The 24,219-nt window shown below is 41.1% G+C and carries 16 protein-coding genes; 6 read left to right on the forward strand and 10 right to left on the reverse strand.

The annotated features are described in order from the left end of the window. Window positions 1-158 precede the first annotated feature (158 nt). A complete protein-coding gene (locus FA047_RS00870; protein WP_136834103.1) occupies window positions 159-2,624 on the forward strand; it encodes a glycoside hydrolase family 31 protein in 2,466 nt (821 codons plus the stop codon). Then, window positions 2,624-4,531 carry a 1,4-alpha-glucan branching protein GlgB gene (gene glgB / locus FA047_RS00875; protein ID WP_136834104.1) on the forward strand — a complete coding sequence of 636 codons (1,908 nt, stop codon included), beginning with the start codon at window positions 2,624-2,626 and terminating at the stop codon, window positions 4,529-4,531. Before FA047_RS00870 ends, glgB begins: the two co-directional genes overlap by 1 nt. On the opposite strand, the gene FA047_RS00880 is transcribed toward glgB, so the two are convergent. The 3 genes from FA047_RS00880 to FA047_RS00890 all read right to left on the reverse strand — a co-directional run bounded on the left by FA047_RS00880 (window position 4,485) and on the right by FA047_RS00890 (window position 10,295). After that, on the reverse strand, window positions 4,485-7,190 hold the full coding sequence (locus tag FA047_RS00880; protein WP_136834105.1) for a CHAT domain-containing protein: 2,706 nt from the start codon (window positions 7,188-7,190) through the stop codon (window positions 4,485-4,487). The two genes, glgB and FA047_RS00880, sit on opposite strands and share 47 nt — an antisense overlap. After that, complete coding sequence (locus FA047_RS00885; RefSeq protein WP_136834106.1) at window positions 7,178-9,214, reverse strand: DUF7849 domain-containing protein; 2,037 nt, start codon at window positions 9,212-9,214, stop codon at window positions 7,178-7,180. The genes FA047_RS00880 and FA047_RS00885 overlap by 13 nt, the downstream gene beginning before the upstream one ends. A gap of 97 nt (window positions 9,215-9,311) precedes the next feature. Continuing rightward, window positions 9,312-10,295 (reverse strand): hypothetical protein, encoded by a 984-nt coding sequence (locus tag FA047_RS00890; RefSeq protein WP_136834107.1) that lies wholly within the window; start codon window positions 10,293-10,295, stop codon window positions 9,312-9,314. A gap of 178 nt (window positions 10,296-10,473) precedes the next feature. Between FA047_RS00890 and FA047_RS00895 the strand changes: the two genes are divergently transcribed. From FA047_RS00895 to FA047_RS00910, 4 genes are all read left to right on the forward strand, one after another. Beyond that, a complete protein-coding gene (locus FA047_RS00895; RefSeq protein WP_136834108.1) occupies window positions 10,474-11,043 on the forward strand; it encodes an RNA polymerase sigma factor in 570 nt (189 codons plus the stop codon). Continuing rightward, on the forward strand, window positions 11,040-11,816 hold the full coding sequence (locus FA047_RS00900) for a tetratricopeptide repeat protein (protein WP_136834109.1): 777 nt from the start codon (window positions 11,040-11,042) through the stop codon (window positions 11,814-11,816). The genes FA047_RS00895 and FA047_RS00900 overlap by 4 nt, the downstream gene beginning before the upstream one ends. Window positions 11,817-11,910: 94 nt before the next feature. Further along, on the forward strand, window positions 11,911-14,637 hold the full coding sequence (locus FA047_RS00905) for a sensor histidine kinase (protein WP_136834110.1): 2,727 nt from the start codon (window positions 11,911-11,913) through the stop codon (window positions 14,635-14,637). Further along, on the forward strand, window positions 14,637-15,398 hold the full coding sequence (locus FA047_RS00910; RefSeq protein ID WP_225872596.1) for a LytR/AlgR family response regulator transcription factor: 762 nt from the start codon (window positions 14,637-14,639) through the stop codon (window positions 15,396-15,398). Before FA047_RS00905 ends, FA047_RS00910 begins: the two co-directional genes overlap by 1 nt. Here FA047_RS00910 and FA047_RS00915 read toward each other — a convergent pair. The 7 genes from FA047_RS00915 to FA047_RS00945 are packed head-to-tail and all read right to left on the reverse strand — an operon-like array spanning window position 15,379 to window position 23,815. Then, window positions 15,379-16,677 (reverse strand): sensor histidine kinase, encoded by a 1,299-nt coding sequence (locus FA047_RS00915; RefSeq protein ID WP_136834111.1) that lies wholly within the window; start codon window positions 16,675-16,677, stop codon window positions 15,379-15,381. The two genes, FA047_RS00910 and FA047_RS00915, sit on opposite strands and share 20 nt — an antisense overlap. Then, entirely contained in the window at window positions 16,661-18,043 is a 1,383-nt protein-coding gene (locus tag FA047_RS00920) for a sigma-54-dependent transcriptional regulator (protein WP_136834112.1), read from the reverse strand. The genes FA047_RS00915 and FA047_RS00920 overlap by 17 nt, the downstream gene beginning before the upstream one ends. A gap of 37 nt (window positions 18,044-18,080) precedes the next feature. After that, complete coding sequence (locus FA047_RS00925) at window positions 18,081-19,217, reverse strand: ABC transporter permease (RefSeq protein ID WP_136834113.1); 1,137 nt, start codon at window positions 19,215-19,217, stop codon at window positions 18,081-18,083. Then, a complete protein-coding gene (locus FA047_RS00930; RefSeq protein WP_136834114.1) occupies window positions 19,214-20,416 on the reverse strand; it encodes an ABC transporter permease in 1,203 nt (400 codons plus the stop codon). Before FA047_RS00930 ends, FA047_RS00925 begins: the two co-directional genes overlap by 4 nt. Before the next feature lie 6 nt (window positions 20,417-20,422). Then, the gene (locus FA047_RS00935; RefSeq protein WP_136834115.1) at window positions 20,423-21,088 is read right to left on the reverse strand and encodes an ABC transporter ATP-binding protein; all 666 of its coding nucleotides are present in this window, start codon (window positions 21,086-21,088) and stop codon (window positions 20,423-20,425) included. A gap of 10 nt (window positions 21,089-21,098) precedes the next feature. Then, a complete protein-coding gene (locus tag FA047_RS00940; protein WP_136834116.1) occupies window positions 21,099-22,559 on the reverse strand; it encodes a TolC family protein in 1,461 nt (486 codons plus the stop codon). An 8-nt stretch (window positions 22,560-22,567) separates the two neighbouring features. Beyond that, complete coding sequence (locus FA047_RS00945; protein WP_136834117.1) at window positions 22,568-23,815, reverse strand: efflux RND transporter periplasmic adaptor subunit; 1,248 nt, start codon at window positions 23,813-23,815, stop codon at window positions 22,568-22,570. Window positions 23,816-24,219: the final 404 nt, after the last annotated feature.

A 24,219-nucleotide genomic window follows, 5' to 3' on the forward strand; every position in this document is an offset into this window, starting at 1 on the left:
AAGGCTCTGATGTTATCGTCAGGGCCTTTTTTATGCGCTTATTTTATCTCACAATAATCCTTTGGTTTTTATAGAAATTTTAACACTTTTAGGTGTATGAAATACACGATCTGACGCAGGATCATATGGTGGGATAAATTTTACTAAAGCGATTTTTCATGGAAGAAATAAACGGACAAGACAAAGAAATACTAGAAAATATAAATACTCAAGAAACTGAAGAAATCATTCAGCATTTAAATAACCCGGTTACAGACTTAAAGCCAATCGTTAAGAAATATTTAAGTTCGGTAAATAACGTAGCGAACGAAGGCAATAAGTTCTTTTTTGGAGATGGCAATGCCCGGGTGGAAATAAGGGTAGTAAGCGATGAGATCATTCGCGTAAGACTTGCCCCTCATGGTGTCTTCCTGGATGATTTCTCTTACGCAGTTCCTGTGGTTGATCAGAAAGTCACCACGTTTAAATTGGAAGAGCAGGAGGATTACTACGCCATATCTACAAATACCATTACCTGTAAGGTAAGAAAGAGTGATTTTCTGGTGTCATTTACGGAGAATCTTAGTCAGATGGTGATGAGTGAAGACGATTCTGCAATGCACTGGGAAGAGAACGTTGAATTTGGAGGCTATTATGTATATGCTACCAAAAAGTGCCAGTCAGAGGAGAACTTCTTTGGCCTGGGCGACAAGTCTGGAAACATGAACTTAAGAGGGCGTCATTTCCAAAACTGGAATACTGATGCTTATTCTTTTGGCTGGGACCAGGACCCGTTATATAGAACAATACCATTTTACACAGGCGTTCACCAGCAAGCGGCATACGGTATCTTCTTCGATAACACCTTCCGCTCTTATTTCGATTTTGGAAAAGAAGACAACAGCAAAACCAGTTTCTGGGCTGATGGCGGAGAATTGCAATATTACTATATCCACGGTCCGCATATGATGGACGTGGTAAAAAGATACCAGACACTTACCGGTACACATCCGATGCCTCCGAAATGGGCCTTGGGTTATCACCAATGTCGCTGGAGCTATTATCCGGAGAAGAAAGTTAAAGAAATAGCAGATGGTTTCCGTTCAAGAAACATTCCATGCGATGCCATTTACCTGGATATAGATTATATGGATGGCTACCGCTGCTTTACCTGGAACAAAAGTCACTTTCCTGATCCTAAGAGAATGATCAAGGAACTGGCCAATGACGGGTTTAAAACAGTAGTGATGATTGACCCGGGAATTAAAGTGGATGACAACTATTGGGTGTTTAAAGAAGGGAAAGAAAATAACTTCTTTTGTCGCCGAAGTGACGATTACTTTATGGAAGGCCATGTTTGGCCGGGCAGATGCCAGTTTCCCGACTTTACCAATCCTACCGTTCGTGAATGGTGGGGAGGCTTGTATAAAGAGCTGGTAGATATAGGCGTTGCCGGTGTTTGGAATGATATGAATGAACCAGCAGTATTCGGTTCAGGAACATTCCCGAACGATGTAAGACACAACTACGATGGTTACCGCGGCTCACACCGTAAGGCACATAATGTTTATGGAATGCAAATGGTACGCTCTACTTATGATGGGTTGAAAAAACTAATGCGCAATAAACGTCCTTTTACCATCACACGTGCCGGGTACTCTGGTATGCAGCGCTATGGCTGTGTGTGGACTGGCGATAATGTGGCCACATGGGAGCACCTGAAGATTGGGAATATCCAGTGTCAAAGGATGTCAGTTTCTGGTGTGCCGTTCTGCGGAACCGACATAGGCGGTTTTAGTGGAGAGCCGGATCCGGAATTGTTTACGAGATGGATTCAACTGGGTACTTTCTCTCCGTTCATGCGTGCGCACTCTGCAGGAGATACTGCAGAAAGAGAACCATGGAGCTTTGGAGAACCGTATACCAGCATCAACAGGACTTACATCGAATTAAGATATAGATTGATGCCATATCTTTATTCTGTGTTCTGGGAACATCACCGCTATGGTTTTCCTATTTTAAGGCCTTTGGTCATGCTGGAACAGGAAAATATCGGAAATAGCTTCCGTCAGGATGAATTTACGTTTGGAGATAAAATTCTTGTATGCCCTGTATTGGAACAGGGAGCCGCATCACGCATGGTCTATCTGCCAAAAGGCAAATGGTATAACTTCTGGACGCATGAGGTATTGAATGGCGAAAGCGAGCACAACATTGCAACACCTCTGGATCACATGCCTTTGTTTGTAAGGGCTGGTTCTGTAATACCTGAATATCCTGTAATGCAGTATGTGGGTGAAAAAGATATAGACGAAGTGATGTTAAATGTCTACTTTGCCGATTACGAGGTCAATTCATTCCTGTTCGAAGATCATGGAGATACGTTTGCTTATGAGCAGGATATCTATTCGGAGAAAAAATTCATTGTAAAAGGAACTGAATACGCCTTGACCATAGAACAAAGCAGAGATGGATTGTATACTCCAAACTATGAATTGTACAATTACAATGTGATCGGCTTACCTTTCAATGTAAATAAGATCACTGTTGATGATGCAGACATCACGGATTATACAATAGATGAACGTAACTGTTTGCGTTTTAAATCAAATAAAAATTTCACCACGATTAAAATATACAATTAATGGAAGTGCTTGCCCACAGTTTATTTAGCGATTTTGACATATCATTATTCATCTCAGGCAAGCATTTCAGGCTATACGAAAAATTTGGTGCCCACCTTATCAAACTGAATGGTGCAGATGGTACATACTTCGCTGTCTGGGCTCCCAATGCCCAGACAGTGAGTGTAATAGGTGATTTTAACCATTGGGACAAGGAAGCGCATTCCTTAAACCGGCGATTGGATTCCTCCGGAATCTGGGAAGGCTTTATTCCTAATGTTCAGAAAGGAGCAGTCTATAAATATGCAATCACAGGTTTTGATGGCAGCGCCATAGAAAAAGGCGATCCGTATGCGACCAGGTGGGAACACCCGCCAAAGACAGCCTCTGTAGTGTGGGATATGGATTATACCTGGAAGGACAAGGCCTGGCTGAAAAAGCGCCCTAAAGTAAATGCATTAAATGCTCCAATGTCCGTTTATGAACTGCATCTTGGTTCCTGGCAGCGCGATCCGAGCAATCCTAAACGTGTGCTTACTTATAAGGAAATAGCAGCTAGTTTGGTACCTTATATACTCGACATGGGGTTTACACACGTGGAACTGATGCCGATTATGGAATATCCTTATTATCCATCATGGGGGTATCAGATCACAGGCTATTTTGCGGCAAGCTCCCGGCACGGGACACCACAGGAGCTGATGTTCCTGATAGAAGAACTGCATAAGAACAACATTGCTGTGATACTGGATTGGGTTCCTTCGCATTTCCCGGGAGATGCACATGGACTGTACAATTTTGACGGAACGCATTTGTATGAGCACGCAGATATGCGTAAGGGTTTTCATCCCGACTGGAAGTCATATATTTTCAACTATGACAGAAATGAGGTCAGGTCTTTCCTGATCAGCAATGCACTGTACTGGCTGGATAAATTCCATGCTGATGGCTTACGGGTAGATGCAGTGGCTTCTATGTTATATTTTGACTTCTCCAGAAAGGCTGAAGAAGCCGCTACCAATGAATTTGGCGGAAGTGAAAATCTGGGTGCAGTACTGTTCCTTAAGGATTTAAATGAGGCTGTCTATGGGAACTACGAAGGTGTGCAGACCATTGCAGAAGAGAGCAGTACGTATCCGGGGGTTACGCGTCCGGTTTACGCAGGTGGATTAGGCTTCGGAATGAAGTGGATGATGGGCTGGATGAATGACACATTGAAGTATTTTAAAAATGATCCGATCAACAGGAAATACCACCATCATCAGTTGACTTTTAGCATCACCTATGCTTTTAGTGAGAATTTTATGCTGCCCTTTTCACATGATGAAGTGGTGCATGGTAAATCATCCATGATCTATAAAATGCCGGGTGATGAATGGCAGAAGTTTGCGAACCTAAGGGTATTGTATGCTTACATGTTTACGCAGCCCGGTACGAAACTGCTGTTTATGGGTAATGAGTTTGCCCAGACACACGAATGGGACTTTAAGAACTCTTTAGACTGGCATCTGCTACAGCATCCTCCTCATTTAGGGATGCAAAAAACAGTACGGGCCATTAATAAATTGTACACATCCGAACCTGCTTTATACGAACATAGTTTTTCTCATGAAGGGTTTGAGTGGATCACCGCTGATGATGCAGATAACTCCATATTTATTTATATAAGAAAAGGAAAAAAGGCAAAAGATACGTTGATTGTGATCCTGAACCTGACACCTGTTTACAGGCAAAACTATCTTGTAGGGCTGCCTTTCAAAGCAAAGTGGAAAGAAATATTCAATACTGATGCAACGGAGTTTTTTGGAAGCGGAAAGCTGAATGAAAACGTATTATTACCTCAGCAGGTCAGTTGCCACGGTCGTGAATATTCCATAGAGATCAATGTGCCACCTTTGGCCGCAATCGTTTTAAAGCAAGGTAAATAATACCGGATGCCAATAAGATCGCCGATCCAATGATTAGTAAAATGTGAATTGGCATTCCGGCAGGTTCTATAGCCAGTTTCTGATCATGACCTATAAAAATCAGCGAGTCCCAGTAATAGGGAAGGTATTCCTGTTCGCCGTTTCTTTTACCATTTAGCCAATTTAGTTTGGACTGATGTAAAGCTTTGCTGATTTCCTTTCCATTGATCAGGTTTTGATACGTGTCAGCGGTAATGGCTGCAGCAGCTTCATCATTCACATTCCATAGACCTGCGATAGTTCCCTGCGTTCCTATTGCTGCAAATCCCCTGCTCAGACTAATGATCCCTTCTCCTGAGGCCATAATGCCATCTGCAGTCCGGCAAGCGCTCAATACTACCAATGAAGGTGCTGTTTTGCGGGCCGATAGTTCAAACAAAAAGACCTGGTTGTCTTCCAATGCAAGTGTTGGTTCCTGTTGGAGTCCGGAAAGATAGGAGTGCGTGCTGATGTGTAAAACGGAGGCTTTATCGAAGGCCTCAAAGAAGTGATTTACGTCAGCATCTTTGCCTGTTATAAAGTCGCCCGCCACCAGTTTTTTAATGGATTCGGCTTCTTTCGCTACTGCAGGAATGTACTTTGTTCCTTTGTTCTCGTGGGTAATGAACAGGCCCGCAAACGCCTTACTGTCGTTTTTTCTTTGCTCAGACTGATTCAGTAAAGTTTGTATCGAAAATGCGTAAGATACGCTGGTTTTTTTGATCAGGTAAGGCCATGCGGAAATTGAAGGATTGTATTTGTCGTCGGTGATCAAGCCATCAAAAGACAGGTGTCCGAGTACCTCATCAGGAATAATGATTACCTGCTGACTATTTTGCAATTCAAAATCAGCCAGTAGTGTTTTGTAAATCGCATTCGAAGCCATGAAAAACTGTTTAGGCTGATCCAACATTGCAGCCGGACCATGACGATAAAAAGTGTTTACAAATTCGTTGATGGAATTCTTTACCGGCAATGCATTAACGATCTTTTTGATGTGTTTGACCTGCCTGTTTTTTACCTCTATCACATAGATGACTTCTTTGCCCATAAAGAACTCGATGATGTGTGTTTGCTGAGGCAGTTTTTTCAGGACTCCGGATGAAGCCAGTTTTCTAGCTTCTGTTACGCTTCCCAAAGCCGGGTATTTCTCTCTCAACTGCTTCTCTACAGATTCCAGTTTGAATTTAAGATCGGCATTACTTTTACTCAACGACCTGATTTCTTCAGGATCCTGGAGCAACTGTTTTTCATTATATGTTATTGCCCGCTCTAAACGTTGTTTCGATAAAAACAAGCTGTCTTTGGTCTGCAGTGTGAGCTGCTGCTGGTTCCTCCTGATGTCATCCAGTAAAGTTCTTGCTTTGGTTTTTTCAATGATATCGAGAATTACCTCGGCATAGTGGTGTTGCTTTGTTTGTTCCAGCAGCTTAAAGGCGATCTCAATGGCCTTTTCGGCCATTTGTTTCGTTTCTCCCTGAAACCTTTGCTTGGTCTTTACATCAGCCAGTTCAAAACGGATCTTATCGACAGCAAACAATGACAGCCTGATGTTTTCAAGTGCCGATTGATCATCACCCAAACTTAAATAGGCAAGGGCTTTCTGATAGAAGACATCAATGATACGATTGTCGCCAAAAATAGCTGTTTCATTTACACTGCCTGATGGGCTCAATAAGCCAAACGTACTCAAAGTCTGATTGAAATAATTGATCGCTTCTACTGCCTTACCCTGGTTCAGCTTAATTTTACCGAGTTCAGTAATGATATTTGCTTTCTCCCTTAGCCGGTTTCCTTTGTAGTACTGGTTGTTTATTGAAAGTCCGAGATGATAGTATTTTTCTGCCGTGGTGTAGTTTCTTTTGGCCAGTTGCACATTACCCGCTGTGATGTAACTGCTGAGCAGCCAGTAGGCGGTTTGAATATCAAGTTGCAGTTTCTTTTGCCTGGCAATATTGGCGCTGATGATCTGTTCCGCATTTGAAAGATCGTTTTTATCTTTATAGATATCAGCCAGGGTATTGTCCAGCAAGATACGCACCCGTGAATTGGCCTGAGTTTTTGTGATCCCGAGCCTGATGGATTCTTCTGCTCTCTTAAAATCACCCAAAGAGCGGTAAGATATGGCCATGTTGTTATAAGTAGAGGCAGCGAGCTCATTATCATGCTCTTTTATCGCAAAGTCCAGTATCTTCTGCTGAATAAATAATGCTTTTTCATAATCGCCAAGCCTGGTATAGTTATTTGCCCAAGGTTTTAATATGTAGTCGGTGATTTCTATGTTCAGGTTATGCTTCGTCCAGTAATTATAGGCATGCTCATAGCTGTTAATAGACTCTAAAATATTACCGGAAAATAGCTGATTGTATCCCTGGTTACTCAGGAGCATTAGCCAGGCACCGTGTTCGTCTGGCGTTTTAGCTTTTCTCCAGGCGTCCTGCTCAGTTTTCATTAAAAATGACAGGCTTTTCCTACGGTTAATGTTGCTGTGGTCTATTCTGGTGTAAAGCCAGTCGGTAAGGTTGTTGGTCTTTTTTAACGAATCTAAGGCGGTTTTAACGTGCTGTTCAGAATCCTTAGGAGCCTGGACCACAGTAAATGTGAGTAGTGAAACTAGTAAAAACCGGGTTAAAACTTCCACGTTAAATAAGTGATCAATCTGTTATTTGTGTTTTGTAAGGTAAACAAATATCTGAATCCTATCGATGGCCCAACATGTACTTTCCCGATTTGAACATCGGCAAATAAAGTATTTTGAAAGTCGCTGAAATTGCTGCTGATCTTATCAAAAGATTCCTTGACAGTCAATGGTGTTCCAACTCCATTCGCACTCAATACTTCGTATAAGCTTTCTTTGGCTGGAGTGGACTGCTTGTTGATATTTAAAGAGACCAGTGTACCTGCTCCCGCACCGAAATACTTATTGAAATTATACCTGAGCTGCAATGGAACTATATTGATGGTCATTACTTTCACTTTTGCGGTACTGTCCGAATATTTTAGCCGGCCCTCTACTTGCTTGCCATTTACAAGCACTGGTACGATCCGGTCATTTCCCTCTGTTCTTTGTATCAGGTATTCTTTTTCAGCAAAGGAACTCGCGTACAGTTCTAGCTGCCAGTAATACCTGTGCGGTGCATAAGGAGCCAATGTAGCACCAAAGGTGATGTTTTTTTGTCCGGCAAAAGGTGTATTGCCGCTTTCAAACGGAAATCCGTAGCCGGCTATAATTCCGGGCGATAAGCCCATCTTATACCTTCCTGCAGCTTTATTGGTATAAATAGGTTCATTTTTGTCAAATACAATGGCCGCTCCGCTTTTAAAAGGAAGTTTCTTTGGCTTTACTTTAAAACCGATGCTGTATTCGATATAACCCATAGTGGAGTCGGCATCCTTTACACCTTTCTGTTGCATACCAGGCAGGTAAATGTTTTTGAATACAAAATGCACACTGTCGGCAGTGTGAACGGTATCCATCGCACTCTGATTGGCATAGGCCGAGTCGGCCATGATCAGTTTGGGTTTTGAATCCAGGATTTTAATGCTGTTCATATCCAGCACTTCAGCAATAGCTACGCCCACATCTACTTTTTTTGCGGGACCCTTTCCCGTATTTTGAAACCTTACTTTATAAGTAAGCTGCTTTTTCTTGCCTGTGAACCTATAGTTCATTCGGCTGTTTTTCAGCATCATCTTATTTGGGTCATGTGAGGCTACAATCTGCAGTTCCATGGTAAAGAACTCGGTAGTGGCCAAAGGGTTATCAGGGACGAACATACCCGTTAGCTTTACCACGGCGTTGGTATCCTTGATCATCTCAGGTGTAGTCTTGAATTGCATGAACAGGAACCTTTCCTCGCCAGCCTTAAGTTCCTCAAACTTCCAGCTTTCGGTAGTTCTGAATGCAGCCATTTTTTCGCGGATCAAAGCCGTACCATCGGGATCCAGTACAGCAGCGTCAAAATCGGGAATATTGGGTCCGCCAATGGCATAAAAAGGATGTGCTGAAACAGCGGGTTTTAAAGCGGCAAATGTGCCCTCTTTTTCAATGGTTGTCTTTTTCTCATTGTTGTAAGCTCTCGTCTCTACCAGGGCGAAATTGTCTTTGGTAAATTCCTTGTCGTTATAGAAGACAGATAGGGTGCCATTTAAGCTGGCAAGTCCACTCTCCCGTTTATTCTTATAGCCCAGGATCAGCATCATGTCTTCTCCAGGTTTAGGCATGCAATTCGTCTTAATTTCTATTGATCCTCCGGATTTAAAAAATGAAGGTTCAGTATGGCTTGAAGCCAAAATTGGTCTACTGCTTCCGGGTTTTAAGGGTTTTGGTCTTGAGGGAGGTGGTTTTCCATCATCATAGCTGTTGGTTGCAAACAGGCGAACGTTGTAAAGTAACGAGTCGGGATATTGATGTTCAGGTTCTTTTTCAAAGGAAAATTTACCATCCCCAAATTCCCAGAAATAGGTGTAGAATGGTTCCGGTGCACCGGCTATTGGCCTCAAAGGCCTCAAAACAGAACTAAATTTAACTATGCCATTCTCGATCTTGTGGTTGATGATGGCAGGCACAGTATCGGCAGCAACTATCTTAGGGGGGATAGGCTGGGTTTGTGCTCCGGCAGTTCCGAAACACAGGAGAGAGATTGCGCAAAGTAAATTTTTCATCCTGAGTAATAAAATTAACAATATTATCTAGAATAACTAAAAAAAGATAAAGCCCTAATCAAAGGACTTTATCTTAAGGTGTATTTATAAGCAGATGTTAGTAATTATCCAGACTATTTATGGCAGCTTGCACAGCAGCTTCAGTAGTTTCAGTTAAGCTAAGGGTAATGTTCTGATTCGCTGTGATTGTAGTTTCAACGGCAGTATAGTAGAATTTGCCATCTTTGATAGAGAAAGAGAACATGCGACCTTGAGAACCGATAGGCATCATGTTGTCATAACTTTTTACTTTATTAGCACCATCAGGAGTATACAATTGAGCAACTACATTGCTGCCTTTAGCACAGAAGTATACATAGGTTTCGCCGCTATAAGAATGGAAGCTGGCCATCGATCCGGGATTGTTCAGTACTTCAACCCTTACCGTAGTTTTAGGATTTGCATAGTTATAAAATACGTCACAGTTGATCCATCCCAGGTTTCCAAAGTTAAAGGTAAACGTACTTGCAACTGCATTTACTTCTACATTCACGCCGTTAGCTTTGCGTGGTGCCTGCCATGCCATTTGAGCAGCATCACCAGCTACCAGAGGTTTGTCATTCTGGTCTACACCTTGCCAAAGCTGTGTAACACCGTCACGTTTAGCAGGAATGGCAACCTGAATCGGTACAGCCAGGTTTTGGTCAACACTAGCACCGTTAGATTTTACATCAATAAAAACAAAGCCGTCAGAAGCAAGAGGAGCGCCTGAAAAATGATTTGTATTTGCACCAGTTAATATGACTGCACTTCTTTTCAATACTTCATAAGCCTCTACAGTGACACTACCTGTTACCGGTACACCTCCCTTAGTTAATGAACCCGCAGGGAAAGTTACTTTAGTTCCGTCAAGGAAAGTTACGCTCTGAGGAAGTGCTGAAGCGTTGATTTCCTTAGTTTGTTTTTGAGCACCAAATTTAGCTGTAAATTCCTTAGCTGAATTTACAGTGTTACTTCTTACGCTGCCATTTTCTTTTTTACAAGCCAGACCTAAAGAGATCAATGCGATAAATAATGCTGATGTTAAGTTGAACTTTTTCATGATTTCATATTTTAAAAATTGCTTACTCTTTTCAGGCTTTTCAGCGTCCGCCATTTATGTGATTCGAATAGATATCAATGACGTTTGAATTTTGTTACCCCCTGTTTCGATATTTTTTTACCGCACTATCAAAAGAAGTTATAAATTAGTGCCGGTATCCTTTATATAACCACCGCCAATGGCCAAAAACATACATTCAGATCAGCGTTATATTATCGGATTGGTAAACAATGACGCCGTGATCATCAATGAGATCTATAAACGTTGTGCTGCCAAAGTCAAATCCTGGATTACCTTTAATAATGGGAGTGAAGATGATGCTGCCGATATATTTCAGGAAGCACTGATGGATGTTTACCGGCAGGCTAAATACAAATCACTGGAGCTTACCTGTCCCATCGAACCTTATATCTTGCTGATATGCAAGCGCAAATGGCTGAATGAAATCAAAAAAAAATCAATTCTACCGGTAACAAATAGCGAGGAGGATTTATTACATATCGGAGAAGATACTTTTGCTAACGCAGATGAGCTTGAAAACCAGGAGGCACAGTCCAAATTGTTTTTTAGGGCATTTGAGAAATTAGGAGATCGTTGCAGGGAGATCATAGAATGGAGCATGAAAGGAGAAGCACAGGAAAAGGTTGCTGAATCTTTGGGTGTCACCTATGGTTACCTGAGAAAAAAGAAATCTGAATGCATGGCTTCTCTGATAAAATTGGTTCAATCTTATAAAACGGAAGAATGATGAATGAGGAGAAATTATTAACTGTTGCCCGTTACCTTGAGGGTGATATGGAGCTTCAGGAAAAAGAAGGGTTTGCGGTACAACTGGAGGCTGATGCAGAACTTCAACAATTAGTTGCTGAATACAACAATATTCACCAAACCTTAAAAATGAAGATTGCACCTTCTGTGGAAGATAAAAATGTACAGGTGACACTGGAAACATTGAATAAACAATATTTTAATTCGGCTGATTTAATTAAAGATTTGCCTGCTGAACAGAGAGCAGATGTGCCGGTAGCAAAACTATCTATAGCACCATACCTGAAATGGATGAGTATAGCCGCTGTTTTGGTGATCGGTCTACTGATCTGGGCACCTTGGTCGGCCAGTCTATATGAGAAATATGGCATCAGTAAAGAAATGTCTGTAGCAGAGCGTGGTGCAGACCAGCCAAACTCACTTGAGAAAGCAGCTGCGTTGTACAATGCAAAAGACTATGCAGGAGCACGTAAAATATTACAGCCAATGTATATGGAGACTCCTCAAAATACACTGCTGGCTTATTACTTTGCCATCACTTTAGTCGAAACAGGTAAAGAAGCAGAAGCTCGTACCGTGTTTTTAAAGCTTTACAACGGGGAGTCGGTGTTTAAATACGATGCTGCTTATTATACTGCACTTAGTTTCTTAAAGCAGGAAAATGAAAAGGATGCACGTACCTGGCTGGAGAAAATCCCTGAAGGAACAGCAAATTATACGCAGGCACAGGAGCTGATCAGTAAGTTGAAATAGGATTTTGCAGAATAATAAGTGATACCTGCCGTCTGCTCAATGAGGTCAAAAGCAACGAATAGCTTTGTGTTTTTTTGTTTCAAATCTTAAAAATATGAAACATAAAAAACTTTTGAGCCTTGCAATAATTCTATTGCTCACGTCACCCCAAATGCTCTTTGCAAAAAAAGGAGAGCCCGTATTAAGACTAAAATCAGGAGATTGGTTTGAAACAGATGTACAGGTTACTGATGTCTCCCGTACCATGGACTATAACTTTAATATCAGGTATGAGGTATCTGAAAAATCAGCAGATGGAAATCTGGTGTTTAAAGTTTCGTTTGACCGAATGAACTTAAAGACTTCAACGGGCGCAAACAGGTGGGTCGGGTACGATTCTTATTATCCTCCATATCTGGAAAATAACATGAAGAGCTTAACTAAGCAGGTCTATGAATTAACTACAGATGTAAGCGGTAAAATTTTAAAACTGAAATCCTTGTCGTACCCTCAGAAGATTGACTTTACGCTAATAAGTGTGAAGTCCAGGCGTTCTGATCCAATTATTACATTTTCTCCCGATAGCATTTTAAGCAAAATACATCTGAAGCAAATTTCTGAGGCAATAGTAACTTCCCTAATGTCAGGCAAGACTGCAAAAGAAATCCAGTTAAGTTTGAAGAATGCTGTAGGTGGAGATTACCTTGCCAATGCATATGTAAAATCGGCCTCTTTTAGCCTTCCAAAAAATGCGGTGATCAGGGGTAATATTGCGCACATAGCTGAGGGTGATAGTCTATATATCAACGATGAACTTATTAAGTTTGATAAAGACGGATCTTTCACTGCAAATATTTTAGTCGACCCGAAGTCAATGACTAGCTTATTTTTTGGTAAAGGAGCCAATTTAAAGACCTTGGATGTATTTCTGAAGCCTTCAGATACGCTTTTGATAAAGGCTGATGCATTAGATTTTAATAAAGCCGTTTCCTTTTCAGGTAATTGTGCGGCAAAAGCTGCGCTTAGTAAAGAACTCAAAGCTGTCTATGAGGATCAATTTGTTACTAATGAAAATAACTTTAAGGCTAAATCACCTGAGGAATTTATTTCTTTTCAGAAAAAAGGCAAGGATGATTTTGATGCGATATTAAAACGTTATAAAAACCGTGTCTCATCAGAGGTGCTAAACCATTACATCGCTGAATATAGCTATGTACAGGGGAGAACTAAACTTGAATACATTTTACCTAATAACTACCTCCAAAGATTAAAATCAAATAGATCTTTTGATGAGTTTCCTAAAGGCTTTTTTCTGAGTATTGATACCATGCCGGTTTTGATGGATAATCTGCAAGATAATTGGTATTATCAGTTTTATTTAAGCGAGTTGCTTAATTATCAGCAGGTGAAATTAGCTATGGTCAATGGTGATCAGTATGGTTTCTTTGCAGACTTTGCAACTTCATTAGCCTCTTTAAAAGGATATCCTCTATATTATTCAATTTCTGAGTCCTTCAAGGAAGAACTTGGTAGAAGTGATTTGGCGAGCACGGAAAGGTTAAAGCCATATTATGAGGATTTCATTAGTGTTTGCGGCGATACCTCACTCACTAATCCCATTAAAGTACTTTGGACGAAAGTGAGACAATGGCTGCCCGGTAGTCCAAGTCCGGTAAAAGAACTGTTTCTGAAAGATGGAAGTTTGCTTAACCTGACCAAATTTAAAGGGAAACCTTTGGTACTTATTGTGAACTATGAGAACCCCAATATTCTGGAAGGTTATATCAACCTTATCAAAAAGCAAAAGGGTAATCAGGTTCATTTTGTGATTGCACAATTAAATGTTCCTACACTGGAGAAGAGCCGGATTGTTCAAAAATTGAAAGAGTTAACCGATGTGACTTACGTAGAATTAAGCGGTGAAGGAGATAAGCAACAGGAAGGCGTCGATATTAAATTTATGGAGACTAAGGTGTTTACCTTTGATTCAGATTTTCGCGTCATATCCAGCTATCTGTTGTCTACCGTGATTGGTGATCATGCAATCGATAATAGGGTCGAGGACTTGATAAAAAAAGCAATAGCTTCAGATACGATGACCCCTGAACAAAAAGCATCGTTAATCAATACTATAGGGTGGAGCGTTGGCTCCATCTTATTTACCTCTATTATCATTTTTGCAGTGTACAGAGCAAGGTTGACCGAATTAAAAAAGAAGAATGCATTGAAAAATCAAATCAGGGAGTTGGAGATTAAGGCCATCCGTTCTCAAATGAACCCTCATTTCCTTTTCAATTCCATGAATTCTATTCAGTACCTAATTAATGATAAACAATACCTCCAGGCAAATATATACCTTGAAAAGTTTTCGCTACTGATGAGAAGGGTATTGAATAATTCTGAGGCAAGCTTTGTGACCCTTTCAGATGAACTGGAAGCAATCAAACTTTACTGCGAGTTAGAGCAACTGCGATTTGATTTTAAATTTGAAATAAATATTTCTCCGGACGTGAATACCCGGTTGACGGAGATTCCGGGTATGATCATTCAGCCGCTTGTTGAAAACTCAGTATTACATGGACTGGCTCAAAAAGGAGCAGAAGGAGAGTTGGTTATTAGCATTAATTATCAACAGCCTTACCTTAAAATTATAGTAACCGATAATGGTGCTGGTTTGAAGGAAAAAGGCTCCACGCATCATCAGAGTTTTGGACTAAAGCTGGTACGGGAAAGATTGAATTTGTTAAATGCGGGAGGACTTGCAGGGAATTTGGAGTTAAGCAGTAGTTTAGGTGAGAATCAAAGTGGTGTTACCGCTATATTAACCATTCCAATAGACTAATGATGATCTTAAAAGCAATATTAATTGACGATGAACCGAAAAGCAGGGCAAATTTACGTCAGTTGCTGCTTGAATACTGTCCGAATGTAGCGGTCATTGCAGAAGCAGGTTCTGCAACTGAAGCTCTAAAATTAATCAGGGAACTAAAACCTGACTTGCTTTTTCTGGATATAGAAATGGGTGAGGTTTCAGGTTTTGATCTGTTGAAGCTATTGGAGGATCATCAGACATTTGAAGTGATATTCGTTACGGCTTTTGACAAGTACGGGATACAGGCAGTAAAAAGTTGCGCTATTGATTATTTATTAAAACCCATTAACATCCTGGAGTTGAGTAATGCTGTCGATAAGGCCATCAGGCAGATTAATCCTAAAAAGGAAAACGAACGTTTAAAGGAGCTTGTAGCTAATATAGATAGGGGAGATGATGAACAGCGGATCGCAATTCCTTTGTCAGATAAAATAGAATTTCTGACGGTCAACAAAATCATCAGACTTGAGGCAGAGGGCAACTATACGCATATATATTTAGACAATCAGAAACAATACCTGGTATGTAAAACCCTGAAGGAATATCAGGAGTTACTGGAAAATCGTCAGTTTATCAGAACCCACCAATCACACCTGATCAACTTTCTTAAGATATCAGCCTATGTAAAATCAGATGGTGGTTATATTGCAATGGAAGATGGAAGTCAGGTCCCGATTTCCAGACAAAAGAAAGATGAAGTTTTATCAAGGGTTATGAAAGGAAAACCTTAAAAGTCGTCCAGCCCCCGTCAGTTTCCAAAGAAAAGCGGAAGTGATGGTTTAGCAGGATCTCTCTGGTTAGCGTAAGCCCTATGCCTTGTCCGTTCTTTTTACTACTGAAAAATGGAGTGAACAGATGCTGGCCAATCTCCTTTGAAATGCCGATGCCATTATCCGCGACTGAAATGCTCAATGGTGAGCGTGAACTTTTCAATACAATAGTCCCATTTATTTCTACGGCCTCAAGTGCATTTTTCACGATGTTGATCAATACCTGCTCCATTTGCTGCACATCTATGTCAACCGGAATTTCCTCATCACAAAGATCAAGTTTCCAATGTACCTGCTTCTGTCTGCCTTCGGCCTCCATAAGAGATTGCACCGACCTCATCAGCTTGTTGATGTCGTAGCGTTCGAAAATAGGCTCCGGTATTTTCACCACATCTGCAAAGTTGGAGATCACATTGCTCAGTGCTTTATTCCTGTTGATGGCCACATTCAAAGCATTCTCATAATCTTCACGGTTTTCTATCAGCAGCTGATCTTTAAAGTTGATGACAGTCGACAATATCGAATTGATTGCCCCTATGGAATTGTTCGTCTCATGCGACATGATGCGGATTACCTTATCATAAGCATTTTTCTCTTTCTTATAAATTTCATCGTTCAGTTCCTCAATCATAATGAAATAATGGGAATATCCCAGATCAACGAAATGAGCTTTCTGACATTTATAAACCGCCGAACCATTTAAATTAATCACCTCTGCTTTCCCGTTTTCCAGTTTGCCGATCTCATTTGCAAGTTGTCCGGGGATATCGCTCAGCAACATACCTTTTAACGTTTCCCTATTGGTTCCCAGCATGCGCACTGCTGCGGTGTTTACCGAGCTGATGCGGTTATTCTCCTCCAGCAATATAATCCCCGATGGAGATGCCTGAATCAACTTGTCCAGTGTATAATGTTTTTCACTCTGCCTGATGCGTTCTTCCCTCAACTGGTCAATCATCTGGTTGTATACACCGATTAGCCGATCCATTTCCTTATGTCCGGTTTTTGCCAGTCGGGTATTGAAATCCTGATCTTTTATCGCTTCAATGCCTGCAGAAATAAATTTGGCGGGCTGACTGATCCCCCTGTACAGCCAAACAGATAGTATTATAGAAAACAAGATCAGCACTTCTCCTACGATAATGACATAAGTTTTACTGGTCGGCAAATTCACCAGCAGGAAGATGGACGCCAGGTGTATGACAATGCTGAAGAAGATGAACTTATTTTTGAGTTTCATAGGGAATATTGTATTTCTCCAGTTTTCGGTATAAAGTGCCACGGCTCAGTCCGAGACAACGCGCTACTTTGCTGATGTTTTGCTGATGGTACTCCATTGCTTTTTTGATCATAGAAAGCTCCATTTCATCAATGGTCATGCTTCCTACGGCAGGTACTTCGTTACTCACTTTTGCTACTCCAGAAGCATCCAGCTGTTGTTCAAAATCCTTTATTTCCAATGTGTCCTTATCTGAAACAAGTACAGTGCGCTCTACAATGTTTTTCAGTTCCCTGATGTTGCCGGAAAGAAATAACTCCTTTAACCAGGACAAGGCCTTCTGACTGATCTTCAGTTTATCCCTGCCATATAAGGCTTTCAGATTATTGATGAAATAATTGGCCAATAAAGGAATGTCGTCTTTGCGCTGACGGAGAGGAGGGAGTTGAATCAGGATGAGGTTGATGCGGTAATACAGATCTTCCCTAAACTTTTTTTCAGCCACCATTTCCTTAAGGTTTCTGTTCGTGGCACAGATCACTCTCACATCCACCGTACGGGTTTTGCTGTCACCCAGTACCTCGTAAGTTCTGTCCTGCAATACCCTCAACAATTTTACCTGGCTATTCAAATCCAGATCACCTATTTCATCCAGAAAGATGGTACCCTTGTTGGCCATCTCAAACCTTCCCATGCGGTCGTTTCTTGCATCAGTAAAAGAGCCGCGTTTGTGACCAAACATTTCGCTTTCAAATAAAGACGATGAAATCCCACCCAGGTTTACCTTAACGAAGGGCTTGTGTCTTCTAGAGCTGTTCTGATGGATGGCCTCGGCAATTAATTCTTTACCTGTCCCGCTTTCGCCAGTGATCAGAACTGAAGCTTCTGTCGCACTGATCCGGCCTATAGTTTTTAGTACAGATTGCAGCTGCGGATCATCGCCAATGATGTTCTCAAATCCAAACTTGTCATTGAGCTGCTTGCGGGTAACTGATCCTGCTTTACCTTGGTCGTCATCTCCTGAAAGTTTTATAGCGGTATGTATAGATTCAAGAAGGGCTGTATTGTCCCAGGGCTTATTGATGAAATCTGAGGCGCCTATTTTCATGCCTTCTACTGCGATGGGTATAGAACCCCAGCCGGTCATGAGTATCACAGGTAGGTCCGGTTTCATCTCCTTGATACTTGAAAGGGCGATTAATCCCTCTTTTCCCGATGTTTCCATAGAAAAGTTCATGTCGAGCAACACACTCTTTAGCGCTTGCTGCTCAATGATCGGATAAGCCTCTTCCGGAGTAGCGGCCACGAAAACCACAAAACCTTCATGCTTTAAAAACAGGCTCAGGGAAGTCCTTACAGCTACATCGTCGTCAATTATCAGGATCATGAATCAAATAAATTAATAAATAGCTAAAATAACACATTTAGTCATCATGTAAGGCTTCTGCAGGATGAATCTTTGAAGCCATTCTAGCAGGGTATAAAGCACAGATGATCACCAGTAAGTAAATGGTCACAGATCCCGAGACCATCGCGCAGATATAGCCGCCTGTAGTTGCATTCAATACATTGAAAGCCATAAACTGGTAGCCAACAATCAGACAGGGGATCAGCGCAAGGGTAGCGATTAAAAACATTTCCATCATGATCTGACGGTAAATATCGGCAGAAGTTGCACCGGCAGCCCTTCTTAGGCCTATTTCAGAACGGCGGGTATTGATGTTTTGATACAAGATGCTAAAGAGACCCAGGATGATGTTGATGACCAAAAAGCCCGATAGCAGGGAAAGAATGAGCAGAGGAATAAATTGTTCTTTTTCATGCTTTTCCTTATATTGAGAGACAGGCATGATATTATCTCTATGCATGAACCGATCTGTTGTTTGCTTTACCTTCTTGTAAATATCCTCATTCATGGGAGTCTTTAGTTTCAGCAGGACGGAGGCCGCACCCTGAGGGTCGTGAGTAAAAACATTCTGGTTGTAATTGCTGCCGACACTTGGATCATTGAGGTTCTCTACCACACCAATAACCTGATGTGGTATACCACTGATATTAATAATTCGACCAATTGCCTCATGGTCAGGAAACAATTTTTGTTTAGTGCCGGCATCGATAACAGCTACTTTAGTCGACAAGTGATAATCTTTTTTCTCAATCCACCTCCCTGATTTTAGCTTCAACCCCAATATCTTAAGATATTTATCATCTACATTTACCGCTGCAACATCAGTTTTTTTCTTCTTATAGGTCACGGATCTTGGATTTGTTACTGGACTATAAGGTATATAGCTTGCAATACTAATTTGGTTGATCTCTTTAATTTGCTTTAGTTCTTCTGTTAAATAAGAAAAAGTAGTGTCGCCGGTATACATAAACCTATAATCAATTGAAATCAGGTTTTCTATGTTGAATGTCGGACGTTTTTGTTTTAAAACACCAGTTTCATAGAGAAACAATGCAATAAAACCAGTTGCAAGAAAGAAAAAGAACAGCTCCACAATTAAAAAGATATGCTTTTTCTTTTTGTTCCACGTGAGTTTAAATAGATGTCTGATCATAATGAACCCCCTTTCAATGCTTTAATCGCATGTAGTCTTGACATGCGCCAGGCTGGAATTATCCCGGACAAAAACCCAAAGAACAGTATACATGTCATGGAATAACCAATGGTTTTCCAATTGAGCATGAAATTCCCTTTTGCAAAAGCTGTCTCCGGATTTTCATAATAGATGACTTCAAGAAGCATATCTGACGCAGCGAAAGTAAGTAGGATGCCTAAAATTCCACCTATAAAAGTGATGATGATGTTCTCGGTAATAAACTGTCCGACCAAGGCAGATGAAGACGCACCAAATGCCTTTCTGATTCCGATTTCTGAACTCCGTTCTGATATTCGCCCAACATTTAATCCCATCATATTGAGTGCAGGTATGGCCATGATGAAAAATAGAAATCCTCCCAGAAAAATAGATGCCTCATCAAAATCCAGTTTTTCAAAAATGGTGTCTGCATTTATCGTAAGTTTTCCTCCAATGCTTTTGTAAATTGCTGTCCTTTTAGCAATTCCTTCCAAAGCAGACTTAACAACGGGAATTTCCCTTTTTGATCGAACCAGGATAGTCGCCTGCATGTCGGTATAACCAACGTAAATACCAGAGGCAATCCATATTGAAGCGGCTTCAGTACCCGCTTTGAATATGCTGATCCCATCTTTGACTACGCCTATGACTTTGAGTTTTGGATGTTCGCCAATATATTGTCCCAGGGCTGGTTTATCACCAAAATAGTAGTGTTTAACAGATTCACTAATAACGGTATAGGCCTGTTTCTCCTGGACATCCTTTTGATTATATGGTCGTCCTTCTAAAAATGTGAAATCATAGATTTTCCAGTGTTCTGCGTCTGTATAGGCGGTATTGAAAGTAACTACCCTGTCTTTTCTAAAAGAACTGAGTGTACTTTCTCTATACAGAGAGACATTCTGTACCTGTTTCAGTTTTCTTATCTCGTTATAAAAACTGCTGTCTGCAATTAAATAGGAGAAGTAATCGGGTTTTTTACTGGTCGACATTCCTTCAAAGTAAATCATCCTATCATGATGTACAGCTGGAGCATTGTTCCCATAAACGAAATCAAACAAACCCAGCAGAATAGAGAAAATCATGATGGTAAAGCTGATTCCAAACAGACTCACTGCGGTAAAGAATTTCTGTCGCATCATCACTTTAAAAGCGATTTTTATATAGTTTTTTAACATGCCTTACTAGTTTACTTGTCTGCCATCAAAAAACCGGATGATCCTTTGTGTCTTGTTTGCCATCTGTTCATCGTGGGTAACCATCACGATTGTTGTCCCCTCTGCGTTTAACCTGAGCATGATGTTCATGATCTCCTGCCCCATGATGCTGTCGAGGTTTCCTGTAGGTTCATCGGCCAGAATGATTTCTGGATTACCTATGATTGCACGGGCAATGGCTACCCTTTGCCGCTGGCCGCCTGAAAGCTGATTAGGAAAATGCTGGGTCCTGCTGCTCAAACCGACTTTTTCCAATGCCTCCAAAGCTTTTTTTCTTCTCTGTGTACCTGAAATCCCCTTGCGGTAAAGCAAGGGAATCTCTACATTGTCCAGTACAGAGAGGTCACTGATGAGGTGATAGCTTTGAAATATAAAGCCTAGTTTTTCATTGCGCAGATGAGCCATAGCCTTGTCCGCATAATTGCCAATGATTTTGTCGTCAATCTCAATTTGACCTGAAGTAGGCTCATCGAGTAATCCCATAATATTTAATAGCGTACTTTTTCCGCAACCCGACGGGCCCATTACAGACACAAATTCGCCTTTATTTATCGTGATGTTTACCCTGTTTAAGGCCAGCGTTTCTATGCTGCTGGTACGGTATACTTTTTCTATAGCTGTTAATTTAATCATGCTGCTATTATTAATCTGAAGTTCCAATTCTGTTTCCTGTTTCAAAATCATATAAAGTCAATACGCGGATGTTGTAATACGCATCCCAAAAATTCTTTAGAGACATGATGTAGTCCCTTTTTGCCTGATCCTTCTCCTGCAAAGCTATATTTAAATCGGTAATGCTCAGGTCGCCCAGCAAATACCTGTTTCTCGCGATCTCATACCTTTCCTGCGCAGTTACATCTGCCGCTACGTTGTTTTGCATTTGCTCGCGTATCAGTTTAAATTGCTTCACCTGGGTATAAATCTCCTGGTCAAAGTTATTTTCCTGCATGGCAATGCTGTATTCTGCCAATTTCTGATTTGCCTGTGCGGTTTTAATTCGGGCTGCTGACCGTCCCCAATCCAGGATGGGTACCTGTACACCGATCCTCAATGTCTGCTGATCTTTAGGATTTGAATAAATACCGGGTATGTCATTTGCCTTGTTGCTCAGTCCAAAAGTAGCGAATAAGCTTGCATTCAATCCATTGTCGCCATGCGCTCTGGCCACCTCTTTTTGCGCTTCCAGCAATGTCCTTCTAAACTCTACCGTCTGGTGTTTGTTCTTTCGGGCTTCGCTGATGGCTATACTCATATCTATATCAAACTTCGCCAGTTTTTCTGGCAGCAGGAGCGCTATTGCAGCATCACTTTTATTGCCGATGTAAAACTTAAAGTTCAGCATGGCGCTTTCCACATATAAGTCGGCCTGCGACAATGCCTTCCCGGCATTTAGAGAAGCGAGTTTCAGCTGCATCAGTTCATCTCTTGATAATTTACCCATGCCTGCTTTCATTTCCCCGATTTTGTACAATGTATCGTTATTCTTTTTGTTCTTAACCGCTATTTCATGATTGATCTGGGCAATGAGGAGGTCAAAGAACAGTGTTGAGGCCATTTTACTGATATATTCCAGGTCTTCTGTGTATTTCTTTTTAGACTCCTCATATTTTAAGGGTTCTATCTTTTTATCCCACTTGAAGGAATTAAAAGAAAAGAGCGGCTGATTAAAGCCTATGACAAGGGGGCTGCCTGAATACCGCGTCTGTTTGCGGTCAAAATCACGAAAACGGAGGAGGTTTGAACTCATGAATACTTGTCCGCCGCTAAACCTCAATGGCTGTTTGATCCCCAGGTTCAATTGAGAATTGTCATTGGCCACCGGGCGAAACTCGACTGTGCCGTCTGGCTGGGTAACAGCAACATTATTCCTGGTAAAATCAGGTAAAGATGCATCCAAACTAACCTGGGGTAGATAGTCAGACTTGTAATTGCGGTATTGCCAATACCTGGTTTCTTTTAGCGTAGCCGCCTGAAGCGCAGCGGTAGAATTTTCCCTTGCGAGACCAACTGCCTGCACTAAGCTCAGTTTCAGTTCCGGTTCTTTTGTTTGTGCCTGGAGTAAGATAGGGAAGAAGGCAAACGTAATAAAAATGTATGTTTTCATTTGCCCGTTTAGTTTTTAATGATGACTTTATCCATGTTCTTAAAATCATTCATTTCTGTAACAATGATCTGTTCCCCAGGCTGTAGTCCCGAGCGGATTTCCACCTTGTCAAAATTGCTGATCCCTACACTGATGTTCCTTGATACCGCCTCATTGCCTTTTATTACAAATACCTTTTGCTGATCAGAGCCATTAAATGCAGGACCATTCTTCACTCGTACCACATTATCTTTTACAGCGATGACGACAAACACATCCACTTTAAGGTTCGAGCGGAGTATAGGGTCATTATTTTTATTTAGCCCAACAAAAAACTTAATCATACCATTGTCTACTTCGGGCATGATATTGGTAATTTGTCCCCTTAAATCGGTCTTGTCTATCCTCACAATGACAGTTCCCCCCGGCTTTAAGTTCGCAGCATATTCGTCTGAGATCTTCGCATCTATTTTAAAGCTGCTCATATCCGCAACCCTGACCAGTTCAGCCCCTTCACCAACCTCAATTCCAATTTTATCAATTACCCAGGTGATCATTCCCTTTGCGGGCGAGCGGACCTCAGCGAGGTTCAGTTTTTTATTAGACTCAGCAATATTTTTATTCTGTATGCTGATCTGAAAGCCCAGGCTTTTCATGTCATTCTGCATCGCTTTCTTTTGATTGCCGATCTGGTTTTTTAGCTGCTTGAGTTCCAGTTTCGAGATTTGGAGGTTCAGACCGGCTTGTTTTACCCGTTCTGCTGTGCTGCTACCTATACTCAGCAAAGAACGTTCATGATCAAGCGCAGTTTCCAGGCTTTGGATATTCATTTCTTTAATGGTGTATTGAGTTTCCAGTTCACCTAAAGACCTTTCCAGACTCAATTTCAACTGGTCGATCTTATTGTGGTTGGCTGCCTGTTCATCCAGCATCTTGGTGTAATTACTCAATGTGGTTTCTTTATTGAGTGACAGTATAGATTCCCTTGCATTAATTAATTCGCCCGGAGCATGAAGTACTTTTTCAATTTTAGCATGAATAGGACTGGTGATCGTAAATTCATATTGAGGGATTACAGTGCCGGATGCAGAAATAGTGGCCTCTATAGTACCTTTGTCGGCAGTCCCAATTTCTATCTCACCGTGATTAACTGCCGGTCTGATGGTTCCCCTGAATGTAATAAAAGCTGCAACTATAACTGCCAGGCATATGCTGGTAATCAAAATGGTAGTGACAATTCTTTTTCTTTTAAATGTTTGAGATAGCTCCCTGTCCATGAATGCGATAATTATGATGTGCCCTTAATTCAATCATGATGCCATAGTTATCTTTCTTTTTATCAGTCAGTTAGTTGTGTTATGGTCATTGGAAATTGTTCGGTAATGGACAGGTTGTTTCATTACGGACACCATTAGTGAATTTGTCTTCGGACATAAAAAAGTACATTCTGTATTGTGGTATCGCAGGATGCGGGTGAAAAAAATACAATAATGAACCTAAACTCAACATCTGAAACAGAAAATCGATCAAATTAATTGTAATTTTCCATAAAATTTATGGATATTGAAGGTATCGTTGTTCTTGTCGATAAGAATTCTGAATTTTACTGAATAAATCACTATTGTGATAGGCTTGCTGTTTTGGTGGATGCCGGTAAGTAAAATTTAGGAAAATAATAATT

Origin of the sequence: Pedobacter frigoris, from assembly GCF_005116445.1 — a bacterium.
GTDB classification, from domain to species: Bacteria; Bacteroidota; Bacteroidia; order Sphingobacteriales; family Sphingobacteriaceae; genus Pedobacter; species Pedobacter frigoris.

Bases quoted from the DNA above. Each gene is read 5' to 3' on its own strand.
- FA047_RS00870 (WP_136834103.1), top strand. From the start codon at position 159: ATGGAAGAAATAAACGGACAAGACAAAGAAATACTAGAAAATATAAAT.
- glgB (WP_136834104.1), top strand. From the start codon at position 2,624: ATGGAAGTGCTTGCCCACAGTTTATTTAGCGATTTTGACATATCATTA.
- FA047_RS00885 (WP_136834106.1), bottom strand. From the start codon at position 9,214: ATGAAAAATTTACTTTGCGCAATCTCTCTCCTGTGTTTCGGAACTGCC.
- FA047_RS00890 (WP_136834107.1), bottom strand. From the start codon at position 10,295: ATGAAAAAGTTCAACTTAACATCAGCATTATTTATCGCATTGATCTCT.
- FA047_RS00895 (WP_136834108.1), top strand. From the start codon at position 10,474: ATGGCCAAAAACATACATTCAGATCAGCGTTATATTATCGGATTGGTA.
- FA047_RS00900 (WP_136834109.1), top strand. From the start codon at position 11,040: ATGATGAATGAGGAGAAATTATTAACTGTTGCCCGTTACCTTGAGGGT.
- FA047_RS00905 (WP_136834110.1), top strand. From the start codon at position 11,911: ATGAAACATAAAAAACTTTTGAGCCTTGCAATAATTCTATTGCTCACG.
- FA047_RS00910 (WP_225872596.1), top strand. From the start codon at position 14,637: ATGATGATCTTAAAAGCAATATTAATTGACGATGAACCGAAAAGCAGG.
- FA047_RS00915 (WP_136834111.1), bottom strand. From the start codon at position 16,677: ATGAAACTCAAAAATAAGTTCATCTTCTTCAGCATTGTCATACACCTG.
- FA047_RS00920 (WP_136834112.1), bottom strand. From the start codon at position 18,043: ATGATCCTGATAATTGACGACGATGTAGCTGTAAGGACTTCCCTGAGC.
- FA047_RS00925 (WP_136834113.1), bottom strand. From the start codon at position 19,217: ATGATCAGACATCTATTTAAACTCACGTGGAACAAAAAGAAAAAGCAT.
- FA047_RS00930 (WP_136834114.1), bottom strand. From the start codon at position 20,416: ATGTTAAAAAACTATATAAAAATCGCTTTTAAAGTGATGATGCGACAG.
- FA047_RS00935 (WP_136834115.1), bottom strand. From the start codon at position 21,088: ATGATTAAATTAACAGCTATAGAAAAAGTATACCGTACCAGCAGCATA.
- FA047_RS00940 (WP_136834116.1), bottom strand. From the start codon at position 22,559: ATGAAAACATACATTTTTATTACGTTTGCCTTCTTCCCTATCTTACTC.
- FA047_RS00945 (WP_136834117.1), bottom strand. From the start codon at position 23,815: ATGGACAGGGAGCTATCTCAAACATTTAAAAGAAAAAGAATTGTCACT.